This window comes from Amycolatopsis kentuckyensis (assembly GCF_041679295.1).
GTDB lineage: Bacteria > Actinomycetota > Actinomycetes > Mycobacteriales > Pseudonocardiaceae > Amycolatopsis > Amycolatopsis kentuckyensis_A.
The window spans coordinates 767220-787986 of sequence record NZ_JBGDMD010000002.1 but is presented as its reverse complement, the minus strand read 5'-3'; the positions used below and the strand labels follow the sequence as shown (position 1 = coordinate 787986).

Here is a 20767-nt window from a genome sequence, read left to right as displayed (position 1 = left end):
GCTGACGAAGTGCGTGACCCCGAAGCACAGGGCCGAGACGAGCGCGAGGACGTTCCCCATCAGGACCTCCGTTCGGCTTCTCCCACGGGGCAGACCTTGCGCTGGGCGACGCAGCCGGGGCGGTCGCACAGGCGGCACATGAGGTCGCCCGCGCGCACTTCCGCGTGCAGGCCGCGCAACAGCTGCTCCAGCACGGGTTCGAGGGCTTCCCGGCCGGCGACGGACCGCAGGGCTCGGACCAGGACTTCTTGCCGGGCGCCGAGGGCTCGCTTCGCGGCTTCCCGCCCGTCTTCGGTGAGCACGACGGCGACCCCGCGGCCTCGCTTACCTTGGCGTTCGACGAGGCCCCGGGCTTCGAGCTGGTCCAGCATCCGCGCGGTGGCGGGCTGGCTCAGCCCGATCCGCTGCCCGAGATCGGTGCCGCCGAGGCCGGGAAACTCGGCGAGCACGACGAGAGCGGCAGTCCCGCTGAGACTGACCCCGGCCGCGGCCGCCGCCGCGGCGGTCAGGCGATCGAACAGCGTGAGGACCGTCGCGCCGAGCAGGTTCGCCAGCCGGGACTCATGCATTACTCATGCATAACACGGCTGGAGCCGAGGGGCAAATCAGGGCGTCGCCGCGCGCTGCTGCTCCGCCAAGAAGTGCGCCGTCGCCGCCGTGGCCTCGTACAACGCCCGGTAATGCCGGTAAAACTCCTCGTACCGCGCGGCATTCTCCGGATCCGGCGCCACCGTCGCGGCGATCGGGTTGCCGCGCACCGGTTTTATCCCCACCGCCTCCGCCGCGAGCAGCGCGTCACCGAGGCAAGCCCCGATCGTCTCCGCCGGGATCTGCTGCGGCAACCCGGTCACGTCCGAGACGATCCGCGTCCACAACCCGCCCTTCGTCCCGCCGCCGACCGCGACCAGCCGTCCCGCCGCGCCGCCCGCGGCCGCCATCGCCTCGAGGTTGTGCCGCACGCCGTACGCGATCCCCTCCAGGGCGGCGCGGTAGAGCTCGGCCCGGCCGTGCGACGTCGTGAGTCCCGCCAGAACGCCTCGCGCGTCCGGGTCGAACAACGGCGTCCGCTCGCCCGCGAAGTACGGCAACACCAGCAACCCGCGGCTGCCCACCGGCACCGAAGCCGCCTCCGCGACCAAGTCCGCATAGGACCCGCCGGTCAGTTTGCGCAGCCAGTCGGTCACCGCGCCGGAGGTCGCCATGCCCGCCGCGAGCGTGAAACTGCCCGGCGTCACCCCACGCGTGCCCCACAGGCCGGGGTGCGGGCGCGGTTCGGTGAGCACCTGGATCAGGAACATCGTCGTCCCGTACATCACCATGACATCGCCCGGCTCCCGGACGCCGACGCTCGCGGCCTCGGCCCACGCGTCGACCGTCCCCGCCGTCACCGGCAGCCCCTCGGGCAACCCGGTCAGCGAGGCGGCGGCCGCGGTGACCTCGCCCGCGACCTCCGTCGGCCACAGCAGTTCCGGCAGAGCCAGCCCCGGCGCGACGAGCGAGGCCCAGTCCTCGGCCCACTGGCCGGCCACGAGGTCGTACATCGGCGTGCACTGGCTCGCCGAGTGGTGGTCCAGGACGTACCGGCCGGTCAGCCGGTGCACCAGGAAGGAGCTCGCCATCAGCAGCTTTCGCGTGCGCGTGTAGACGTCCGGCTCGTGCCGCGCCAGCCAGCGCACCTTCGGCCCGACCGCCTGGCTCGTCAGCGGCGAACCCCCGCGCGCGAGGATTTCGGAAGCGCCCAGTTCGGCGTTCAGCTCCGCGATCTCGGCGCCCGCCCGGGTGTCGACGCCGTAGAGGATCGCCGGCCGCAGCGGCTCGCCCGCGGCGGAAGCCGGGAGCAGGCACGGCCCGATGCCGCTGACCCCGAGCCCGGCGAGCGGCCGTCCGCCGGCGGCGCGCACCAGCTCGGCGACGATCGCGGTGAAGTCCGCCCACCACACCTCTTCGGCGTCGTGCTCGAACCAGCCCGGCCGGGGCGTCGAGACGGCGTGCTCGCGGACGGACCGGGCGAGCACCGCGCCGCCGGGGTCCACCAGCACGCCCTTCGAACTGGCCGTGCCGATGTCCACGCCGAGCAGCAGCCCCGCCACGGATTCACCCCTCGGGAAATCGATTACCACCACGCTATGGTGTGGCGGGGGGACTGTCAACGAACGAGGCGAGGACGCGGTGGCGACCATCTCCGACGTGGCGGCGCTGGCCGGCGTCTCGACCGCGACCGTGTCCAGGGCGCTCAACGGCAAGTCCACTGTGGACCCGGTGCTGGCCGAGCGCGTCGCCCGGGCCGTCGAAGAGCTCGGCTACACGCCGAACGGCCTCGCACGCAGCTTGCGCCGCCGCGAGACCGCGGTACTGGCGCTGATCATCTCCGACGTCGAAAACCCGTTCTTCACGGCGATCGCGCGCGGCGTCGAGGACGCGGCGCAGGCCGCCGGGTATTCGGTGATGCTGTGCAACTCCGACGAGAACACGGCCAAGGAACGCCGGTACGTCGAGGTCGCGGCGCAGGAGCGGCTCGCGGGCGTGATCATGTCGCCGACCACCGGCGACAGCGACGTCCGGCCGCTGACCACGCACCGGACGCCGATCGTGACCGTCGACCGGCGCCTCGACTCGGCGGACTGCGACGCCGTGCTCCTCGATTCCCGCGTCGCGGCCCGGGAAGCCGTGGCGCACCTGGCCGAAAACGGCTACGAGCGGATCGGCTGCATCGCCGGCCCGCCGGGCGTCACCACGGCCGACGACCGGCTCGACGGTTACCGCGACGGACTCCGCGCGGCAGGCCGGAAGTACTCGGCGAAACTGGTGCGCCGCTGCGAATTCCGCGAAACCGGCGGCCGGGAAGCCGCGACCCAGCTGCTGACCCGGCCCGACCCGCCGGACGCGCTCCTGGTGTCCAGCAGCACGATGTCCGTCGGCGTGCTGCAGGCGCTGGCGGACCTCGGCCTGCGGTCCGGCCGCGACGTCGGGATCGTGTCGTTCGACGACGCGCCGTGGGCGACGCTGATTTCGCCGGCGCTCACCGTCGTCGCCCAGCCGGCCCACGCGATGGGCCAGCTGGCCGCGCGACTGCTGCTCGACCGCATCGGCGACGGTTCCCGCGCGACGACCACCACGACGATGGCCGCGCAGCTCATCGTCCGGGGCAGTTCCGCCCGTTAGTCCGCCCGAAGTGACGCTTGACACACCCCGACATCGCCCTTAGCGTCGAGTAATCGATTACTCCCATCTTCCGCCGACGCGAGGGGTGTCATGGAAGAGGCGGGTCCCCCGCTGGTCGCGCTCACCGGCATCAGCAAGGCCTACGGCGGCGCGCTCGCCTGCGACGGCGTGGACTTCACCGTCCGCCGCGGCGAAGTCCACGCCCTGCTCGGGGAAAACGGCGCCGGCAAGTCGACGCTCGTGCGCATCCTCTCCGGGGACATCACCGGGTACCGCGGCACGATCGAGGTCGACGGCGAGCCCGTCGTGTTCGGCGGCCCGGCCGACGCGCAGCGCCGCGGCATCGCGCTGATCCCCCAGGAGCTCGACCTCGTCCCCGGCCTTTCCGTCGCCGCCAACATCTTCCTCGGCCGCGAGCCGCACACGAAGCTCGGCGCGGTCGCGCGGCAGCGGATGCACCGCGAGACGCGCGAATTGCTGGCCCGCACCGGGATCGCGCTCGACCCGAAGCGCGCCGTCGGCGAGCTGCGCACCGGCGAACAGCAGCTCGTCGCCATCGCCAAGGCCCTCGCGCTCGACGCGCGTGTGCTGGTCATGGACGAGCCGACGTCCGCGCTCACCGGCGCCGAGGTGGAGCGGATGGTCAAGGTGATCGACGAGCTGCGCGACGCGGGCGCCGGCATCGTCTACATCTCCCACCGGCTCGAGGAGATCGGCCGGCTCGCCGACCGCGCGACCGTGCTGCGCAACGGCCGGGTCGCCGCCGAGTTCACCGCCCGCGACCTGACCGTCGAGCGGGTCACCGAAGCGATGATCGGCCGGCCGGTCCAGGCGTTCTTCCGCGTCAAGCACGGCGAAACCGGCGAAGAGCTGCTGCGCCTCGACGACTTCGCACTGCGTCCGCGGCGACACCGGCCCGGCCGCCGGGAACCCGCCGGGATCACGCTGACCGTCCACGCCGGCGAGATCGTCGGCCTCGGCGGGCTGCTCGGCTCGGGCCGCACGGAACTGCTGGAGACGCTGTTCGGGGCCGGGACACCCGGCCGCTGGCACGGCCGCGTCTCCCTCGGTGGCCGGGAAATCCGGCCGAGGAGCCCGCGGCACGCCGTCCGGCTCGGGTTGGCACTGGTCCCGGAGGACCGCCGGATCGCCGGCCTCGCGCTCCCCCATTCCGTCCGGGCCAACACCGCTCTGTCCGTTGTGGACAGACTGGCCACGGCCGGGTTCCTGACCCGGCGGCGCGAGAACGACACCGTCGCGAGGGTCCTCGGCGACCTGAAGGTGAAGGGGGCCATCGCCGACCCGGTCGGCACGCTCTCGGGCGGCAACCAGCAGAAAGTCGTGCTGGGCCGCGCGTTGCTCACCGAACCGAAACTGCTCCTGCTCGACGAGCCGACCCGCGGCGTCGACGTCGGGGCGAAGGCGGAGATCTACCAGCTGCTGGCCGCCGCGGCCGCTCGAGGCATCGGTGTCCTGCTCGCGTCGTCCGAGCCCGCCGAGCTGGTCGGGCTGTGCGACCGGGTCGTCGTCCTGCACGACGGCCGCGGCGCCGCCGAACTGGACACGCACGACGCCGGCGAAGCCGAGCTGCTCGCCGCGGCGATGGGGGAAACACGATGACCACCACCGAGTTCCTGCCGCGGCGCGACGTCGTGACCGCGCTGTTCCGCTTCCAGAGCCTCTTCGGCCTGGTCCTGGTGCTGGCCGCGGCGATCGTGTTCTCGCCGAGCCACGACGGCGACCTGGTGTTCCTCAGCGGCGAGAACCTCTTCAACGTCGTCCGCGCGATCGCCGAGATCGGCATCATCGCCGTGGGTATGACATTCGTGATCCTGGTCGGCGGGATCGACCTGTCGGTCGGCGCGGTGCTCGGCCTGGCCGCCGTCGGTTCGGCGGTACTACTGGTGAACGACGGCTTCGGCGTGCTCCCGGCGGTGCTGATCGTGCTCGCCGCCGGGCTGGCTTTCGGCCTGCTGCAAGGGATCGCGTCGGCGGTGTTCGGCATCCAGGCGTTCATCGTCACCCTCGCCGGGCTGCAAGTCGCGCGCGGGCTGGCGCGGATCTGGTCGGGCGGCCAGGGCGTCGCGATCGCGTACGGCGACGGCCCCGGCGAGGCACCCGTCGCGTTCTCGCTGCTCGGCGAGCGGACGTTCAACGGGCTGGTGCCCATCCCCGCGGTGATCTTCGCCGTGGTCGCCGTCGCCGCCATCGTCTTCCTGCGCACCAGCGCGTTCGCGCGACACGTCTACGCGATCGGCGGCAACGAGAAGGCCGCGCGCCTTTCCGGCGTCGCCGTCACCCGGGTGAAGGTGCTGGTCTACGGGCTGAGCGGGCTGCTCGCCGCGCTGGCCGGGATCATCCACGCCGGCCAGCTGAACCAGGGCAGCCCCAACGACGGCAGCGGCTACGAGCTCGACGCGATCGCCGCGGTCGTGATCGGCGGCACGGCGCTCTCGGGCGGCCGCGGCTCGGTGTCCGGCACCGTGGCCGGCGCGCTGCTGCTGGGCGTGCTCAACAACATCCTGGCGCTCAACAGCGTCGACCCCAACGTGCAACTCCTGATCAAGGGCCTGGTCATCGTGGTCGCCGCGGGTCTGCAGCGGCTGCGTCCGACACCGTAGAGGGGAAAAAGAGATGTCCGGCAAGCACTTCGCGCTACCCGCGCTCGTCCTGCTCCTGGCCGCCTGCGGCACCACGCACGAGAACTCGGGGCAGGGCGCGACGACGTCCGCGGCCGCCTGCAAGGGAGCCGCCGGGAAGTACACGATCGGCGTCAGCCAGGCCAACCTCAGCGAGCCCTACCGCAAGCAGATGGACGACGACATCGCCCGCGCGGCCCGAGAAGTCTCGCAGTTCACCGTGAACTTCGCCGACGCCCAGCAGGACAACGCGAAGCAGGTCGCCGACGTCGAGAACTTCCTGACGCAGCGGATCGACCTGCTGATCATCAGCCCGAACGAGGCCACGCCGCTGACCGCGGTCGTCAAGAAGGCCTACGACAAGGGCATCCCGGTGCTGGTGCTGGACCGCAAGGTCGACGGCGACGCGTACACGCAGTGGATCGGCGCCGACAACGTCGACATCGGTCGGCAGGCCGGGCAGTACCTGGCGGACCAGGTCCTGCCCCAGGGTGGGAAGATCGCCGAGATCCGCGGGCTCGCCGGGTCCACCCCGGCCAAGGAGCGCCAGGACGGCTTCGCGAAGGGCATCGAGGGCCGCGGCATCGACATCGTGACCACTGTGGACGGTGACTGGCTGCGTGAGAAGGGGCAGCAGCAGGCGGACGCGATCTTCAAGGCGCACCCGGAGATCAAGGCCGTCTACGCCCAGAACGACCCGATGGCCGAAGGCGCGTACCTCGCCGCGAAGGCCGCGGGCCTGGACAAGAAGGTGAAGTTCATCGGCATCGACGGGCTGCCGATCCCGTCCGGCGGCATCAAGGCGGTCGAAGCGGGCCGCCTCGCGGCGACGTTCGTCTACCCGACGGGAGGCCGCGAAGCGGTGGCGTCGGCGAAGAGCATCCTCGTCGACTGCGCGAAGCCGGCCAAGACGCAGATGCTGCCGACGCAGCTCGTCACGCAGGCGAACGCCGCCGAGGTGTACGCGCGGGGCAACCGCTGACGTCGTCCTTGACTTCAACCTTCCTCGAACTTCTACCGTCGCCACCATGACCACTGCCCCACCCATCCCCCGCACCGTCTGGATCGCCTCCGGCGTCATGGCGCTCGGCGGGTTCCTCGGCAACATGGACGGGTCGATCGTCGCGGTCGGGCTGGAATCGATGAGGCTGCGCCTGGGGGTCAGCCTCATCGAGATCCAGTGGGTCGCGACGGCCTTCCTGCTCGGCCTTTCCGCCGCGCTCCCGCTGACCCCGTGGCTCGTCAAGAAACTCGGCGCCGGAAGGCTCTGGCTCTGGGCACTGGGGGCGTTCCTGCTCACGTCGATCGCCTGCGCCCTCGCCCCGGACGCCGTCACCTTGATCGCCGTCCGCGCGCTGCAGGGCATGGCCACCGGCGTCATGGTGACGGCCGGGCAGACCGTGATCGGCCTGGCCGTCGGCCCGGAGCGGCTCGGCCGCACCATGGGCACGCTCGGCCTGGTCGTCGGGCTGGCGCCGGTCGTCGGGCCGAGCGTCGGCGGGTTCCTGCTCGCGCACTTCTCGTGGCCGGTCCTGTTCTGGCTCAACCTGCCGATCGGCCTGGTCGCGTTCGCCCTGGCGCTGCGGTACGTCCCGCGCGGCGACCGCGGGCAGCCGCCGCCGGTGGACTGGCCCGGCCTGGCCCTGATCACGCTCGGCCTGCCGCTGCTCGTCTACACGCTCACCGAGCAGAACGCGCTGTTCGCGGCCGTCGGCGCGCTCGCGCTCGCGGTCTTCGTCTGGCGCTCATTGCGCGTCCGGCACCCGGTGCTGGACCTGCGCCTGGCCGCCCGGCCCGTCCTGGGCTCGGCGCTGGCGTCGGTCCTGCTCGCCGGCGCCGGGATGTTCGGCGCGGTCCTGGTGCTGCCGCTGTGGTTCCAGGTCCGGCTCGGCGCCGGACCCGCCGAAGCCGGCGTGCTGCTCGCGCCGATGGGCCTGGCCACGACGGCGTTCGTGCTCGTCGCCGGCCGGCTGACCGATCGCTACGGCGGCGGCACCGTCTCGCTCACCGGGTCGGTGGTGGTGCTCGCGGCCACCGTCCCGCTACCGTGGCTCGGCCCGGACGCGCCGATGTGGCTCATCCAGGCGCTGCTCGTGGTCCGCGGCGCGGGACTCGGGCTGTCGATCATGCCCGCGTCGACGGCGGCGTACGCGTCGGTCCGGGCCGGCGAGCTCGGGCACGCGACGGCGTTGGTCAACATCGTCATGCGCGTGGGCGGCGCGGCCGGGGGCGCGTTGTGCGTGATCGTGCTGTCGCGCGGCCTCACCGTCGATCCGGCGACCGGGTTCGGCTGGGCCTTCGGTGTCCTCGGTGCCGTGTGCGCGTTGGGCACCGCCGCGACGGCGTGGCTCCGGCACGCGGAACGTGCGTCCACAGTGGACACCTCGGCCTGATCCACCTGGGAACCTGGCGCGAACCCCCGAATGGTGATTTCCTGGAGCCGAACAACCACTGTCGGTAAGGGGAAGGGCTGGCATGGCGGGGGTAGCGAAGCTGCTGACAGCGGCGGCAGTACTGGGGAGCCTGCTGGCGGCGACGCCGGCATCGGCGGCCACCGCGGCGATCGACTGGAAGCCGTGCGGTGACGCGCCGGGCGTCGACTGCGGCACGGTGACCGTGCCGATCGACTGGGCCCACCCGGACCGGGGCACCGCGAGCATCGCGCTGGCCCGGCGCAAGGCCACCGACCCGCAGGCGCGCATCGGGTCGATCCTGATGGACCCGGGCGGTCCCGGCGGCCCGGGCGCGGGCGAGGTCGAGGCCGGCTGGTCGCTCTCGCCGGAGATCACCAAGCGGTTCGACACCGTCGGCTTCGACCCGCGCGGCGTCGGCGACAGCACGCAGATCAAGTGCGGGCTCGACGAGGTCATCGCCGACCACCCGCAGGTTCCGCGCAACCAAGCCGAGTTCGAGCAGCTCGCGGCCTACAACCGGAAGCTCGGCGAGAGCTGCAACAAGCTTTCCGGGCCGCTGGGGCAGTTCGGGGACACCGAGAGCGTCGCGCGGGACATGGACGCGATCCGCGCCGCGCTCGGCGACGAGAAGCTGACGTACTACGGGGTTTCGTACGGCACGCTGATGGGACAGCAGTACGCCGAGCTGTTCCCGGACAAGGTCCGCGCGCTCGTGCTGGACAGCAACATGGACCACTCGCAGTACACCGCGTTCGAGTTCCTGAACAGCGAAACGCAGTCGGTGCAGGCGGAGTTCGGCGAATTCGTCGCGTGGTGCGGCCGGACGCCGAGCTGCGCGTTGCACGGCCGCGACGTCTCGAAGCTGACGCGCGACCTGCAGGACAAAGCCGCGCGCGGGGAACTGAACGATCCGCAGAGCGGCGAAGTCATCACGCCGCTTTCGCTCGCGGGGATGTTCCAGGGCTCCTTCTACGGCCCGAGCTGGGACAGGCTCGCGACGGTCCTGAAGTCGCTGGCGGACGGCACCCCGCGCCCCGCGTCGGTGCGGCTGAAGGACGACATCCCGGTCAACACCGTGTTCCAGAGCGTGTTCTGCGACGACTGGAAGCTGCCGGTGCACAACTACGCCGAGCTCGAGGCGTACCGCCGGACCGCGGCGGCGCTCGCCCCGGACGTCAAGGTCAACTCCCTGGGCTGGGCGGCGGTCACCGGCTGCATCGGCTGGCCGAACAGGACCAGCAACCCGCAGCACCCGCTGCAGGTCCACGGCGCACCGCCGCTGCTGATGCTGAGCAGCAAGTACGACCCGGCGACGCCGTACGCGTGGTCGCGGGCCGCGGCCCGGCAGAGCGGCAGCACGCTGCTCACCTACGACGGCTGGGGCCACGGCGCGTACTCCAAGAACAGCCGGTGCGTGATCGAGGCGACCGACGACTACCTGATCACCGGCAAGCTCCCGGCGCGCGGAACGCACTGCGCGGCCGTCGAGCCGGGGACGCCCGAAGCCCGGATGGCCGGGCCGAAGCCGCCGTCGACGGTCGGCTTCTGACGCTTCCGTCGCGCGGCCGGAACGAGGACAATCGTTCCGGCCACGCAACGGTGCGGGGAAGGGAGCCGAGGATGCTTCGTCGATTCTTCGTCATGGCCGCGGCGGTCATCGCCGCGAGTGCACTCCTGACGGCGCCGGCGCAAGCGACGTCCCGCCACGGCGGGTACCTCGCGCTCGGCGATTCCGTCGCGTTCGGTTACCGGCCCAACGCGGACTACTCGAACGCGGCCGACTTCAGCGGCTACGCGGAGAAATACGCGGCGCTGCGGGGATTGCGGCTGGCGAACGCGTCCTGTCCGGGTGAGACGACGGGCAGCCTGCTGGTGGTCACCGCGCCGAGCAACGGCTGCGAGAACGGCTACCGCTTGGCGTATCCCCTGCACGTTTCGTATGCGGGCGCCCAGATCGCTTACGCCGTGCAGTACTTGCGGTCGCATCGCGACACGCGGCTCGTGACGCTGACGATCGGCGCGAACGACATGTTCCTGTGCCAGGACACGACCCCGGACCACTGCACGGGCGCCTCGTTCACCGCCGCCCTGAACCAGGTGAGCCGCAACCTCGCGTCGATCCTCTCGGCGGTGCGCGCCCAGTACCGCGGCGACGTCGTGCTGGTGTCGTACTACTCCCTCGACTACCGCGACCCGACGCAGGTGGCGCAGGTCAAGGCCCTCGACGCGGCGCTGGCCCAGGTGACCCGCCGCTACCACGGCAAGATCGCGGACGGCTTCACAGCGTTCCTCCTGGCGTCCCTGCACACGGGCGGCGACCCGTGCGCGGCCGGGTTGCTGATCAAGCTCCCGACGGGCGGCTGCGACGTCCACCCGAGCGCGGCCGGCCACCGGGCACTGGCCGCAGCGCTGGCGTTCGCGCGTTAGACGGTTCGCACGTCGACCCCGACGGCTTCGAAGGCCCGCACGGCTTCGGGGTCGGCGTCGGTATCGGTGACGAGCGCGTGCACCTGCGTGGTCTCGCAGATCCGGGCAAAGGCGCGTCGCCCCAGCTTGGACCCGTCCGCAACGGCGACCACGCGCTCGGCGCGTTCCACCATGAGCCGGTTGATGCTGGCCTCGCCTTCGTGGTGGGCGAACGCACCGGCGTTCGCATCGAAGGCGTCGACACCGAGGAACAGCAGATCGATGGTGAGCTCACTGAGCACGCGCGTGGCAAGGGGCCCGCTCAGTTCGAACGACTGCGGCCGCGCAACGCCACCGGTGACGACGATCTTGACGTTCGGCCGCACGGCGAGCTCGTGCGCGATGTTGAGGGCGTTGGTGACGACGGTGAGCCCGGGACTGCTGTTGAGTTCCGCCCGCATGGCCAGCGCCCGGGCGACGCCGGCGGTGGTGGTTCCACCGTTCAGGCCGACCACCATGCCCTTCGTGACCTCCGCGGCCGCCGCGGTGCTGATCCGCTGCTTTTCCGGGACGTGGCGGGCGGTTTTGTAGCGGAGGGGAAGGTCGTAGGCGAGATCGTTCGCCACCGCGCCGCCGCGGGTGCGGGTGAGGAGTTGTTGTTCGGCCAAGTGGTCGAGATCCCGGCGGATCGTGGCTGCCGAGACGTCCAGTTCGGCTGCTACGTCCTCGACGTCGATCTTTTCTCGCTGGCCCAGCATGTCCAGGAGGGTGGTGAGTCTTTCGTGCCGGGCCATTCGGGTGCTCCTTCGCGCATTCCCATGCGCTGTTTGGCGGTGTTCCGAGCATTATGGTGCATTGGGGGTGTCTCTTGCACGCTACCCCTCGGGGCGGCTTTCAAGCTGACGGCTTCGCCGGGGCGTGGGGAATCGGCGCTCCTCGTGGTCACCTTCTGATGGTGGTCACCAGCGCCGATTCCCCACGCTACGGTGCCCCTGCCGGAGTTCTCGGTACCACCTGATCGTGTGGTGATCATGCGTTCGAGTTCGGCTAACCTTGTTGTATGGCAACGGAAGCGGTGTGGAAAACGGATGCGACGGCGCTGGCCGATCGCATCTCCACCCTGCTCACCGTCGTGCGCTCCGCCGAGGCCGAGATCGGTGCGCTGCTGGCCGAAATCGAGACCCGCGGGGTGATGGAACTCTTCGGCTACCGCTCCACCGCACGCCTGCTCGAGCACCTCGCCGACATCCCCAAGTCCGCGGCCGAGACGATGGTCAAACGCGCCCGCGCCCTCCACCCCGGACACCACCTCGACGCCACCCCTGCCGTCGCTCCCTTGACTGCTGCTACTGCCGCGGAAGGCCGCCTGAGCAACCCCATGATCGACACCATCGTCGGCGCCCTGACCCAGATCCCGCCCGAGCACCGCGAGGACGCCGAGCAGCACCTGCTGGCTCTGGCCGCCGACGCGGGCCACAAGCAAGTCGCGGCCTTGGGGGCCCGCATTCTCGCCCACCTCGACCCCGACGGCCCCGAACCGGACACCACCGAACCCGCAGTCCCTCGCCGTGAACTGTCCCTCCGCCGCAAAAGAACCGGGGTATGGGAGCTGCACGGCCGTTTCGACGACGAGACCGGCACCCGAGCCAGCGCCCTGCTCGACGCGTTAGCCGAACGCCGCACCACCACCGGCGAAGGCGCCGACCTGCGCTCCCCGCAGGAACGCTACGGCGACGCCTTCTCCGACACGATCGACCTGGCCCTCAACTCTCCGACCCTGCCGATGCAGGCCGGCGAACGAGCCCACGTGATGGTCGCAGTCCACCTCAACGACCTCAAGACCGGTCTCGGCGAGGCCACCCTCGGCGACACCGGCACCATGTCGGCGGCAGAGGCTCGGCTGCACGCCTGCGACGCCATGCTCATCCCCGCCGTCCTCGGCGACAAAAGTGAGCCGTTGAACCTGGGCCGCCTCCGCCGCCTGATCTCCGCAGGCCTGCGACGCGCGCTCTACCTGCGCGACCGGGGCTGTGCGTTCCCCGGCTGTCACCGCCCGCCCCGGCATTGCCAGGGCCACCACATCCACCACTGGTCCGAAGGCGGCCCAACAGACCTGAACAACCTGGTCCTGATGTGCGCCCACCACCACCGACTCCTGCACCGCTCCGGCTGGGAAGTCCGCATCGCCGCCGACGGCCTACCCGAGTTCCTGCCACCAGCATTCCTGGACAAGGAACGAAAACCCAGGCGCAACAACCTGCACCAACCGCTGCCCTTCGCAGCGTGACACAACCGAACACATGGGACAGGCCCGCAGCCGGACGGCTACGGGCCCATACCCACGTCCTCACTCGCCACCGGCAGATCCCACCAACCGTGCCGCACCCCAATCGATTGCCTGCTTCAGCCGACAGAAACTGCCACCACCTCGTCCCTAGGCAGTGACCCAACACGGTCCATCGACTGGTACTGCCGCCCTCAACCAAAAAGAGCCACCCTCGCCACAATCCGCCAGCAAGCCCGCAGCCACCTCAACTACAACCGACCACCCCACACCACCCCCGCAGGCAAGCACCACCTCAACCACAACCAGCCACCTCAACGCGAGCGAGCACCGCAATCACCCCAAGCACGACCGACTTCCCGTGCCGCTTGCCCGCCGACCGGAACCGCCGCCAGCTCAGCCAAACCGACTGCCCCGTAGGCATGTGCGAGATCTCGCCCCGTCACCGCAATCCACCGCCGACGCAATACCTCCGCGAATCGCCGACTCACGAAGAGCCCCACCAGTCTCGCAGCGCCGCACAAGCCGGGCATGAATCCTCGATGCCCACCCGCCAACGCCGGCAGCCGTCGAACCTCGGCCGTCACCGCCGCCCGGCCGGCTCCCGAATACTTCCGCGGATCCACCTGCTCAAGGTGAGCCCGCCAATCCTCTGCAGCCCGTTCGGTGCAGCCGAACCGTCCTGGCGACCTCCGCCGCCGTGAAGGCCAGCGCACCTATCGCGCAGTCGCGTGCAGCCAGCGGGCACGAAAAAGGCCACCCTCGACGAGGGTGACCTGCGAAGAAACAGCGCAGCTCAGCGCGACCGATCTACCGCGACTTACGCCGCCAAAGGCTCGTGACCACCGCCAACGCCCGGGACCGGGGCGTCCGCGCGGTCACCGGCTCCGGGCCCACCCGGCGGCGCATCCGGTACGCCAGCTCGAGCACCTCCAGGTCCTCGGGCCGGCGTCTGCCGTGGACGTCCGGGCGGAGCATCAGCTCGCCCACCGTCACTGGCTTGCCACTGGCACGGTTTGCCGTGCGGGCCATCGGGAACCTCCGCTGGATTGGGCGATCGGGAGCTGATGGCTGCAGATTCTATGAATCGGATTCGGGTTCGTCACCTTACTGGCCAGTTGTGTCCGGGCGTGTCAACCTCGAAGGCATGATCACCACTGGGGTACTCACCGCTGAAGACCGGCCGGCCTGGGAAAACCTGTTCGCCGGCTACAACACGTTCTACGGCCGGACGCTCGCACCCGAAGTCGTCGACCGCGCCTGGCGCGAGTTCGAAAGCGGCGAACGGATGCACGCGCTCGGCGCTCGGCTCGACGGCGAACTCGTCGGCATCGTCCACTTCTTCACGCACCCGAGCACCACCTCCGCCGACGTCTGCTACCTGCAGGACCTCTTCACCGACGACAAAGCCCGTGGTCGCGGGGCCGGCCGGGCGCTGATCGAAGCCGTCGCCGACTGGGCTCGGGCGCGAGGCTGCGTGCGCGTCTACTGGCACACGCAGACCTCGAACACGACCGCGCGGCGGCTCTACGACCAGGTCGCGGTCGACAAGGGCTTCATGCAGTACCAAATCCCGCTCTGACGTCACCGGCGGTGGCGGCCGCACCCGTCGTGCCGGCCGTGGGACGACGGCTGGTGCTCGGCCCACCCGCGCCACCACGCCGAAAAGTCCGGGATCTCGTGCCGGACCGGCGCCGCCTTCTTCGACGGAGACGGAGACGGAGCCGCCGCCTTCAAAAGCTTCTGCGGCTTCACCTTTCCGACGACCTTGACCGCCTTCGCCAGATTCCCGCGACGGGCCGGCGCACTGACGGAATTCGAAACCGGCTGGACCACGACCGGCGTGACTTCGTCGGGATGACCAGTCGCGGGAACGGATTTCGGAGCCGGCGCGGCGGGCGGCACGACGACGTCCGCCGGGAACGGCACCAGCGCGGCCGCCGGTGGTTCCAGCCCGGCCGGTGGCCACGACGCTCCCGCGCCGCGCTCGACCGGCATCGACACCGCCGTCGCGACGCCGCCGGTCAGCGCCAGCGCGCCGGCGACCACGGACAACACCCGCAACCGGGCCAAGGACCGCAGCGCCTGCGGTTTCTCCCGGTGCCGCGGGGGCTCGTGGTGACGACCGTCCGCTGCGGACCGGACCAGCAACTCGGCGACCGTGACCGCTTCGCCGCGCGGAGCCCTGCGTGCCATCAAACCCTCCACCTGGGCCGACCGGACGCGGGCAACTGCGTCCGGACGGCCGATCATAGGAATGGTTCAGGCCGCTGTAAAGGCTTGCTCACCCAGCGTTCTTAAGCGAGCCTGCCGCCACCGTCCACGTGCAGCACCGTGCCCGTCACGAACGGATTCGCCAGCGCCTGCAGGGTCGCCGCCGCGACATCCGCCGGCCGGCCCACCCGGCGCGCCGGATTCGCTTCCGCGGTCCGGCGGAGGAATTCGTCCTTCCCGTCGCCGAGGCGGTCCCACGCGCCGGAGTCGACGATGCCCGGGGAGACGGCGTTGACCCGGATCGGCGCGAGCTCGACGGCGAGCGCTTCCGCGAGGAACGCGACCGCGCCGTTCGTCGTGGCCATCACGACCCGCTCACGCGCCGGGCGCCACGCCGCGACCCCGGAGAACAACGCGATCGCGCCGCCGTCCCGGAACCTCGGCGCGAACTGCCGGGCCAGCAGCAAGGGCCCGATCACCTTGGCGTCGAAAGCCTGGACGACCGCGTCCCGCGAAAGCGCCGAGACGGGCCCGTTCGCCGGCGCCGCCGCGAGCGTGACGAGGTAATCGAGTTCGCCGACCGCTTCGGCAAGCGCTTTCAGCGACGATTCGTCCCCGAGATCCGCGAATGCGGCGCGAATACCGGGAACGTCGATCCGCGCCGGGTCCCGTCCGGCCAAGACGACTTCCGCGCCCGCCGCATACGCGTCCTCCGCGATGCGCCGCGCGATCCCCGAACCGCCGCCGACGACGACCAGCCGCTTTCCTTCGAACGACATTTCCGTGCTCCTTCCGTTTCGCACACCGGAGTCAGCGCGGCACGCCGCCGGAACCATCCCGTCGCGATCCGAATCTTTTCGATGGCTGCGATAGGATCGGCGAATGCCTACGCTGCGCGCGCTCGAGTGCCTGGTCGCGGTGCTGGACGCCGGGTCGATCACCGAGGCGGCCGCGCGGCTACACCTGTCGCAACCCGCGCTGTCCCACCAGATCGGCGCACTCGAACGGGAACTGGGCACGCCGGTGCTCGAACGGCTGCCGCGCGGGATCCGGCCGACCGCGACCGGCCGCGCGATCCTGGCCGACGCGCGGGCGGCGCTGGCCGCCGCGGACCGCGTGGTCCGGACCGGCCGCGCGGTGGCCGGCGGCGACGAGGGCACGCTGCGGATCGCGTGCGCGGAGAGCATGACCGCCGGGCTGCTCGCGCCCGTGCTGCGGGCCTGGCACCGGCACCGCCCCGGCGTGCTGATCACGCTGACCGAGACGACGAGCGCGGACGCGCTGGTCACCGCGCTGGAAACCGGCGAGGCGGACGTCGCGGTCGGCCCGCGGCCGACCCGCTGGACCGGGCACACGGAACTGGTGGGACGCGAGGAGGTGGTCGTCGCCTTGGCCGCCGACCACCCGCTCGCCACCCGGGCGGCGGTACCGATGGCCGACCTGGCCGGCCTGCCCGTGGTGCACTACCACCCGGACAACGGCCTCGGCGGCTGGCTCGACGAGGAGGCGGCGCGGCGCGGAACCGTGCTGAGCGCGGTGATGCGGACGAAGCAGGCGGCGACCGCGGCGCAGCTCGCCGCGGCCGGGCTGGGCGTGGCGCTGGTCCCGGCGACCGCGCTGACCCGCACGTTCGCCGGCGCGCTGCGGCGGCTGAAGCCCGCCCTGCACCGGGACGTCGTCACGTTCACTGCGACGCCGTCGGATCCACTCGTCCGGCGGTTTTCCGCGGACGCAAGGCACCGCGGGATCGCCCTTCCGGGCGCTCTGCAGGGCAAACTCTCCTCAGCACCTCGTTAAGTCCTGGTGAATGTGACAGATTTCCTACGAAGGTTTTGTGCCATCAGGACGAACTTCGCTTCGACGCCCCGATTTCGCTGTGCTATTCGCCAAAGTTTGGTTCCATCGGATAGCTTGCTCCTACCGGTCAGTACCGGTGGGTGAGGCCGATCGGGTGAGGCGATCAGCGAAGATCGAGGGAAGCGGGGACGCACCATGGCGAAGCACCGGCCACGTCGCAAGAGCTCGCGGGCGGTCCGCCGCGCCGCGGCCGCGCTCGCGGGCGGGGCGCTCGTCGTGCTGCCGACGCTGACCACCGGCCTGCCCGCGCCGGTCGTGGTCGCCAACGCCGGGGACGCCCTGCCGGACCAGGCCGCCCCGCTGCAGCAGCCGAACATCGTCATGCCGCCGGTCGCCGTCGACGGCAGCCTCCCGCAGCCGCCGCTGCCCACCCCGCTGGTCGTGCCCGGCGGGCGCGCGGGCTCCGCGGGCATCTCCGGGCCGCTCGGCATCCCGGCGAGCATGCTCAAGGCCTACCAGAACGCCGCCGCGATCCTCGCCAAGGAGCAGCCGAACTGCCACCTGGACTGGGCGCTGATCGCGAGCATCGGCCGGATCGAGTCGAACCACGCGCGCGGCGGGTACGTCAACGCCAACGGCGACACCCTCGAGCCGATCCTCGGCCCGGTGCTCAACGGCGCCGGCGCGTTCGCCGCGATCCCGGACACCGACGGCGGCAAGTACGACGGCGACGCGGTCTGGGACCGCGCGGTCGGCCCGACGCAGTTCATCCCGTCGACGTGGCGCGGCTACGCCTCCGACGGCAACGGCGACGGGGTGTCGAACCCGAACAACATCTACGACGAGGCCCTGGCCACCGCGCGCTACCTGTGCTCGGGCGGGCTGGACCTGTCGACGGACGCGGGCCAGCGCCTGGCCGTCCGCCGCTACAACAACTCGCAGTCCTATGTGGACACCGTGCTGGCGTGGGCCGCGGCCTACCGCGGTGGCGTGGCCCAGCTGCCCGACAGCGAGGTCCCGATCGGCACGCCGAACGCCCCGGACGCGGCCGCCGCGGGTGGCCCGGTCGGCGCGCCCGCCCCGCCGGCGCCGCCGGTGGTCGCCCAGCCGCCGGGCTCGCTCCCGGTCACGACGACGCCGCCGGCCACCACGCCGTCGTCGCCCACCTCGACCACCAAGCCGAGCACGCCGACGAGCGAGACGACGACCCCGCTGCCGTCGTCGTCCACCACGCCGCCGCCGGAGACGACGTCCACGACGCCGACGACGAGCTCGGCGGCACCGACCAGCACCGCGGCGGACTCGGTGGAAACCTCCACGGAGTCCACCACGACCAGCCCGACTGGGTGAGCCCGGTGGAGCCGTTCCTGGTGCACATCCGCTGCGACACCGACGGCTACACCCACGCCGTCACCGAAGACGAGTTCGCGGCGGGCCGGCACGACGGGCGGTTCCGCGCGGTGTGCGGGCACGTGGTGCTGGCGGCGCCGATGATCGAGGCACCCGGCCGGTTCGACCCGCTATGCCGGGACGTCCTGCGCGACGCGCCCGAGCCGTCGGTGCCGCGGCAGGAACGGCGCCGGTCGAGGTGGCGGACCCGGCGCTAGCCGACCAGCGCCTGGATGCCGTCGAGCATGCGGTCGAGCCCGAACTCGTAGGCCGCGTCACCCTGGTCCTTCGCGCTCTCGTCGAAGCCGCCGCCGAGCCAGATCCGGTTCATCGCCGGGTGCGCGTCGACGACGAAGTAGTTCTCCCAGAACGACGAGCGCTGGTGCCACCAGGCCTCGGTCGACTGCCCGGTGCTGCGCTCGAGGCGGGTGTTCTCCGCGCCGAGGGCCGCGTTCGCGTCGACGTACGTGCCGATCCCGTTGGCTGCCGCGACGGCCTGGCGCGGCGACAGCCCGAGACCGTCCATGATGGACAGCAGGTACTCCTGGCCCGCCAGCTGGCCGGGCCCGAGTGGCGGCCGGACCCGCGAAACCTCGCACAGCCACGGATGTTTGCGGTACGCCGCGCGCGTCCGCTCCGCGTACAGCGCCACCTGCGCGCGCCAGTCCGCCGGCCGCGGCTCGCCCGGGCCGGGCAGCCGGCGCTCGACGAGCACGTCGTCGACCATCAGGTCCACCAGCTCGGCCTTGCCGGGGACGTAGGTGTAGAGCGTCATCGTGCCGGCGCCGAGCTCCTTGGCGACGCGGTGCATCGACGCGGCCACCAGCCCGTCGGCGTCCGCGACCGCGATCGCCGCGGCGACGATCCGCTCGATCGTCAGCGTCGGGCGGCGGCCCCGGGTCGGCTCGGCCGCGCCGCCGCGGGCGCGCCAGAGCAGCGCGAGCGTCCGGTCCACGTCGTCGGCACCAGTGCGTTCGGCGGTCATGCGCTCCCCTCGCTCCCCGCCGGTGATCCTACCCGGGCCGCCCGCCCGACCTGGCATTCTGGAGACATGACCCGACGCAAACCGCCCAAGGTCTCCTTCCGCTGGTGGGTCGACCGGCAGATCGACCAGGCCCGCGAGCGCGGCGAGTTCGACGACCTGCCCGGCACCGGGAAGCCGCTGCCGAAGCCCACCGGCAACGACGCGGCGACCGACTGGGTGCTGCGGCAGGTCCGCGCCGGCGGCCACGACACCAAGGCGTTGCTGCCGCCCGCGCTCTCGCTCAAGCGCGAAGTCCAGGACCTGCCGGGCCGGCTCACCGCCGAGCGGACCGAGCAGGGGGTGCGGGAGGTCGTCGGCGACCTCAACGAACGGATCCGCCAGGCCTACCTCAACCACCACACGGGCCCGCCGCTCACGGTGGCGCTGGTGGACGTCGAGGAGGCCGTCGCGGACTGGCGGCGCTCACGAGCCGCGTCGTAGCAGCGCCCGTTCCGCGGCGGTCCACGCCGTCGTCGTGAGCAGGTAGATCCCGGCGGCCTGCGGCAGGACGAGCGTCGCGAGCACGGTGCCGTACGGCAGCAGCCGGATCAGCTTGCCGCCCGGGACGCCGTCGGCGGCCTGCCGGTTCTGCCGGACCGAAAACCACGCGACGACCGCCAGCCCGGCCGCGATGACGAACACCAGCGGGCTGCCGGCGAGCCCGTGCGCGCCCAGCGGCGTCCCCAGGAGCGTCGCGCCGAGCAGCGAGTTGGGTTCGCCGCCGATGACCGGTGTCGTGAAGAGCCGGTACATGACCGTGAAGAACGGCAGCTGCAGCAGCATCGGCAGGCAGCCGGTGAACAGCGAGGTCCCGGACTCCTGCTGCAGCTTCGTCACCTCGGCGGCGAGCCGGTCGCGGTCACCCCCGTGCTTCGCCTGCAGCGTCTTGATTTCCGGCAGCAGGGCGGCCCGGGCGCGCTCGCCGCGCGCGGCCGACCGGGCCAGCGGGTGCAGCAGGAGCCGCACGCCGAGGGTGAACAGGACGATGGCCAACGCGGTCGAGAACGGGCCGGTCAGCGCGTGGATCAGGTGGTACGCGCCGGCGACGGGCACGTCGAGAAAGCCGAACATGGGCAGCACTCCGCATGAGTGGAAGGGATGAGGGTGTGCGGAATGGCTGCGTCGAAGAGGTTCCTACGCAGCCGTGCTGCGGGAACCGGGTGCTCGTGGCCTGCTGCGTCCCGGGGCGCCGGGGTCGCGCAGGCGGATCGACTCGGCGCGCCGGGCGCGGCGGCGCAGGGCGGTCGCGCGGCTGCGCACCGGCGCCGACCAGAGGGCGAGCTCGCCGCGGTGGGTGCTGCCGACCAGCAGCACGACCAGGAGGCTCGCGGCGGCGATGGAGGCGAAGGCGACCAGCGCCGTCGGGCTCGCGAGGACGGGGAACGCCAGCTCCAGCAGTGTGTTCACGGCGTCGTCACCCCCTATCGTCCGAAACCCC

At 71.7% G+C, this 20767-nt stretch carries 22 protein-coding genes; 13 read left to right on the top strand and 9 right to left on the bottom strand.

The window, feature by feature from the left end; genetic code table 11:
* Positions 1–59: 59 nt before the first annotated feature.
* Both ACERZO_RS09940 and ACERZO_RS09935 read right to left on the bottom strand, forming a co-directional pair.
* Positions 60–569, bottom strand: coding sequence for a MarR family winged helix-turn-helix transcriptional regulator (locus ACERZO_RS09940; protein ID WP_372664237.1), 510 nt, complete (start codon positions 567–569; stop codon positions 60–62).
* A 36-nt stretch (positions 570–605) separates the two neighbouring features.
* Entirely contained in the window at positions 606–2120 is a 1515-nt protein-coding gene (locus ACERZO_RS09935) for an FGGY-family carbohydrate kinase (protein WP_372664236.1), read from the bottom strand.
* 49 nt (positions 2121–2169) lie between these two features.
* Between ACERZO_RS09935 and ACERZO_RS09930 the strand changes: the two genes are divergently transcribed.
* The 7 genes from ACERZO_RS09930 to ACERZO_RS09900 all read left to right on the top strand — a co-directional run bounded on the left by ACERZO_RS09930 (position 2170) and on the right by ACERZO_RS09900 (position 10642).
* A complete protein-coding gene (locus ACERZO_RS09930) occupies positions 2170–3162 on the top strand; it encodes a LacI family DNA-binding transcriptional regulator (RefSeq protein ID WP_372664235.1) in 993 nt (330 codons plus the stop codon).
* 90 nt (positions 3163–3252) lie between these two features.
* Entirely contained in the window at positions 3253–4782 is a 1530-nt protein-coding gene (locus tag ACERZO_RS09925) for a sugar ABC transporter ATP-binding protein (RefSeq protein ID WP_372664234.1), read from the top strand.
* Positions 4779–5783, top strand: a complete 1005-nt coding sequence (locus ACERZO_RS09920; protein ID WP_372664233.1) for an ABC transporter permease — start codon at positions 4779–4781, stop codon at positions 5781–5783. The genes ACERZO_RS09925 and ACERZO_RS09920 overlap by 4 nt, the downstream gene beginning before the upstream one ends.
* A 13-nt stretch (positions 5784–5796) precedes the next feature.
* Positions 5797–6783: a substrate-binding domain-containing protein gene (locus ACERZO_RS09915; RefSeq protein ID WP_372664232.1), complete on the top strand. Its 987-nt coding sequence runs from the start codon at positions 5797–5799 to the stop codon at positions 6781–6783.
* 46 nt (positions 6784–6829) lie between these two features.
* Entirely contained in the window at positions 6830–8194 is a 1365-nt protein-coding gene (locus tag ACERZO_RS09910; protein ID WP_372664231.1) for an MDR family MFS transporter, read from the top strand.
* Between the two features lie 82 nt (positions 8195–8276).
* Positions 8277–9764 (top strand): alpha/beta hydrolase, encoded by a 1488-nt coding sequence (locus ACERZO_RS09905; protein WP_372664230.1) that lies wholly within the window; start codon positions 8277–8279, stop codon positions 9762–9764.
* A 71-nt stretch (positions 9765–9835) separates the two neighbouring features.
* Complete coding sequence (locus tag ACERZO_RS09900) at positions 9836–10642, top strand: SGNH/GDSL hydrolase family protein (RefSeq protein ID WP_372664229.1); 807 nt, start codon at positions 9836–9838, stop codon at positions 10640–10642.
* On the opposite strand, the gene ACERZO_RS09895 is transcribed toward ACERZO_RS09900, so the two are convergent.
* A complete protein-coding gene (locus ACERZO_RS09895) occupies positions 10639–11415 on the bottom strand; it encodes a DeoR/GlpR family DNA-binding transcription regulator (RefSeq protein WP_372664228.1) in 777 nt (258 codons plus the stop codon). The genes ACERZO_RS09900 and ACERZO_RS09895 overlap by 4 nt on opposite strands.
* Positions 11416–11681: 266 nt before the next feature.
* Here ACERZO_RS09895 and ACERZO_RS09890 point away from each other — a divergent pair, with 266 nt between their 5' ends.
* Positions 11682–12908: an HNH endonuclease signature motif containing protein gene (locus ACERZO_RS09890; protein ID WP_372664227.1), complete on the top strand. Its 1227-nt coding sequence runs from the start codon at positions 11682–11684 to the stop codon at positions 12906–12908.
* 807 nt (positions 12909–13715) lie between these two features.
* Here the strand turns inward: ACERZO_RS09890 and ACERZO_RS09885 are convergent.
* Positions 13716–13937 carry a hypothetical protein gene (locus tag ACERZO_RS09885; RefSeq protein WP_372664226.1) on the bottom strand — a complete coding sequence of 74 codons (222 nt, stop codon included), beginning with the start codon at positions 13935–13937 and terminating at the stop codon, positions 13716–13718.
* A gap of 115 nt (positions 13938–14052) precedes the next feature.
* Between ACERZO_RS09885 and ACERZO_RS09880 the strand changes: the two genes are divergently transcribed.
* The gene (locus tag ACERZO_RS09880; protein ID WP_372664225.1) at positions 14053–14487 is read left to right on the top strand and encodes a GNAT family N-acetyltransferase; all 435 of its coding nucleotides are present in this window, start codon (positions 14053–14055) and stop codon (positions 14485–14487) included.
* Between the two features lie 2 nt (positions 14488–14489).
* Here ACERZO_RS09880 and ACERZO_RS09875 read toward each other — a convergent pair whose 3' ends face one another.
* Positions 14490–15101, bottom strand: a complete 612-nt coding sequence (locus ACERZO_RS09875; RefSeq protein ID WP_372664224.1) for a hypothetical protein — start codon at positions 15099–15101, stop codon at positions 14490–14492.
* 101 nt (positions 15102–15202) lie between these two features.
* Positions 15203–15898, bottom strand: coding sequence for an SDR family oxidoreductase (locus tag ACERZO_RS09870; RefSeq protein ID WP_372664223.1), 696 nt, complete (start codon positions 15896–15898; stop codon positions 15203–15205).
* Between the two features lie 103 nt (positions 15899–16001).
* On the opposite strand from ACERZO_RS09870, the gene ACERZO_RS09865 reads away from it, so the two are divergent.
* The 3 genes from ACERZO_RS09865 to ACERZO_RS09855 all read left to right on the top strand — a co-directional run bounded on the left by ACERZO_RS09865 (position 16002) and on the right by ACERZO_RS09855 (position 18523).
* Positions 16002–16916: a LysR family transcriptional regulator gene (locus tag ACERZO_RS09865; protein ID WP_372664222.1), complete on the top strand. Its 915-nt coding sequence runs from the start codon at positions 16002–16004 to the stop codon at positions 16914–16916.
* Positions 16917–17111: 195 nt separating this feature from the next.
* Positions 17112–18266, top strand: a complete 1155-nt coding sequence (locus ACERZO_RS09860) for a lytic transglycosylase domain-containing protein (RefSeq protein WP_372664221.1) — start codon at positions 17112–17114, stop codon at positions 18264–18266.
* A gap of 5 nt (positions 18267–18271) precedes the next feature.
* Positions 18272–18523: a hypothetical protein gene (locus ACERZO_RS09855; protein ID WP_372664220.1), complete on the top strand. Its 252-nt coding sequence runs from the start codon at positions 18272–18274 to the stop codon at positions 18521–18523.
* Here the strand turns inward: ACERZO_RS09855 and ACERZO_RS09850 are convergent.
* Complete coding sequence (locus ACERZO_RS09850; protein ID WP_372664219.1) at positions 18520–19290, bottom strand: TetR/AcrR family transcriptional regulator; 771 nt, start codon at positions 19288–19290, stop codon at positions 18520–18522. The genes ACERZO_RS09855 and ACERZO_RS09850 overlap by 4 nt on opposite strands.
* A 66-nt stretch (positions 19291–19356) precedes the next feature.
* Between ACERZO_RS09850 and ACERZO_RS09845 the strand changes: the two genes are divergently transcribed.
* Complete coding sequence (locus ACERZO_RS09845) at positions 19357–19770, top strand: DnaJ family domain-containing protein (protein WP_372664218.1); 414 nt, start codon at positions 19357–19359, stop codon at positions 19768–19770.
* On the opposite strand, the gene ACERZO_RS09840 is transcribed toward ACERZO_RS09845, so the two are convergent.
* The gene (locus tag ACERZO_RS09840) at positions 19753–20400 is read right to left on the bottom strand and encodes a YidC/Oxa1 family membrane protein insertase (RefSeq protein ID WP_372664217.1); all 648 of its coding nucleotides are present in this window, start codon (positions 20398–20400) and stop codon (positions 19753–19755) included. The two genes, ACERZO_RS09845 and ACERZO_RS09840, sit on opposite strands and share 18 nt — an antisense overlap.
* A gap of 63 nt (positions 20401–20463) precedes the next feature.
* Positions 20464–20736: a DUF6412 domain-containing protein gene (locus tag ACERZO_RS09835; protein ID WP_372664216.1), complete on the bottom strand. Its 273-nt coding sequence runs from the start codon at positions 20734–20736 to the stop codon at positions 20464–20466.
* Between the last annotated feature and the right edge of the window lie 31 nt (positions 20737–20767).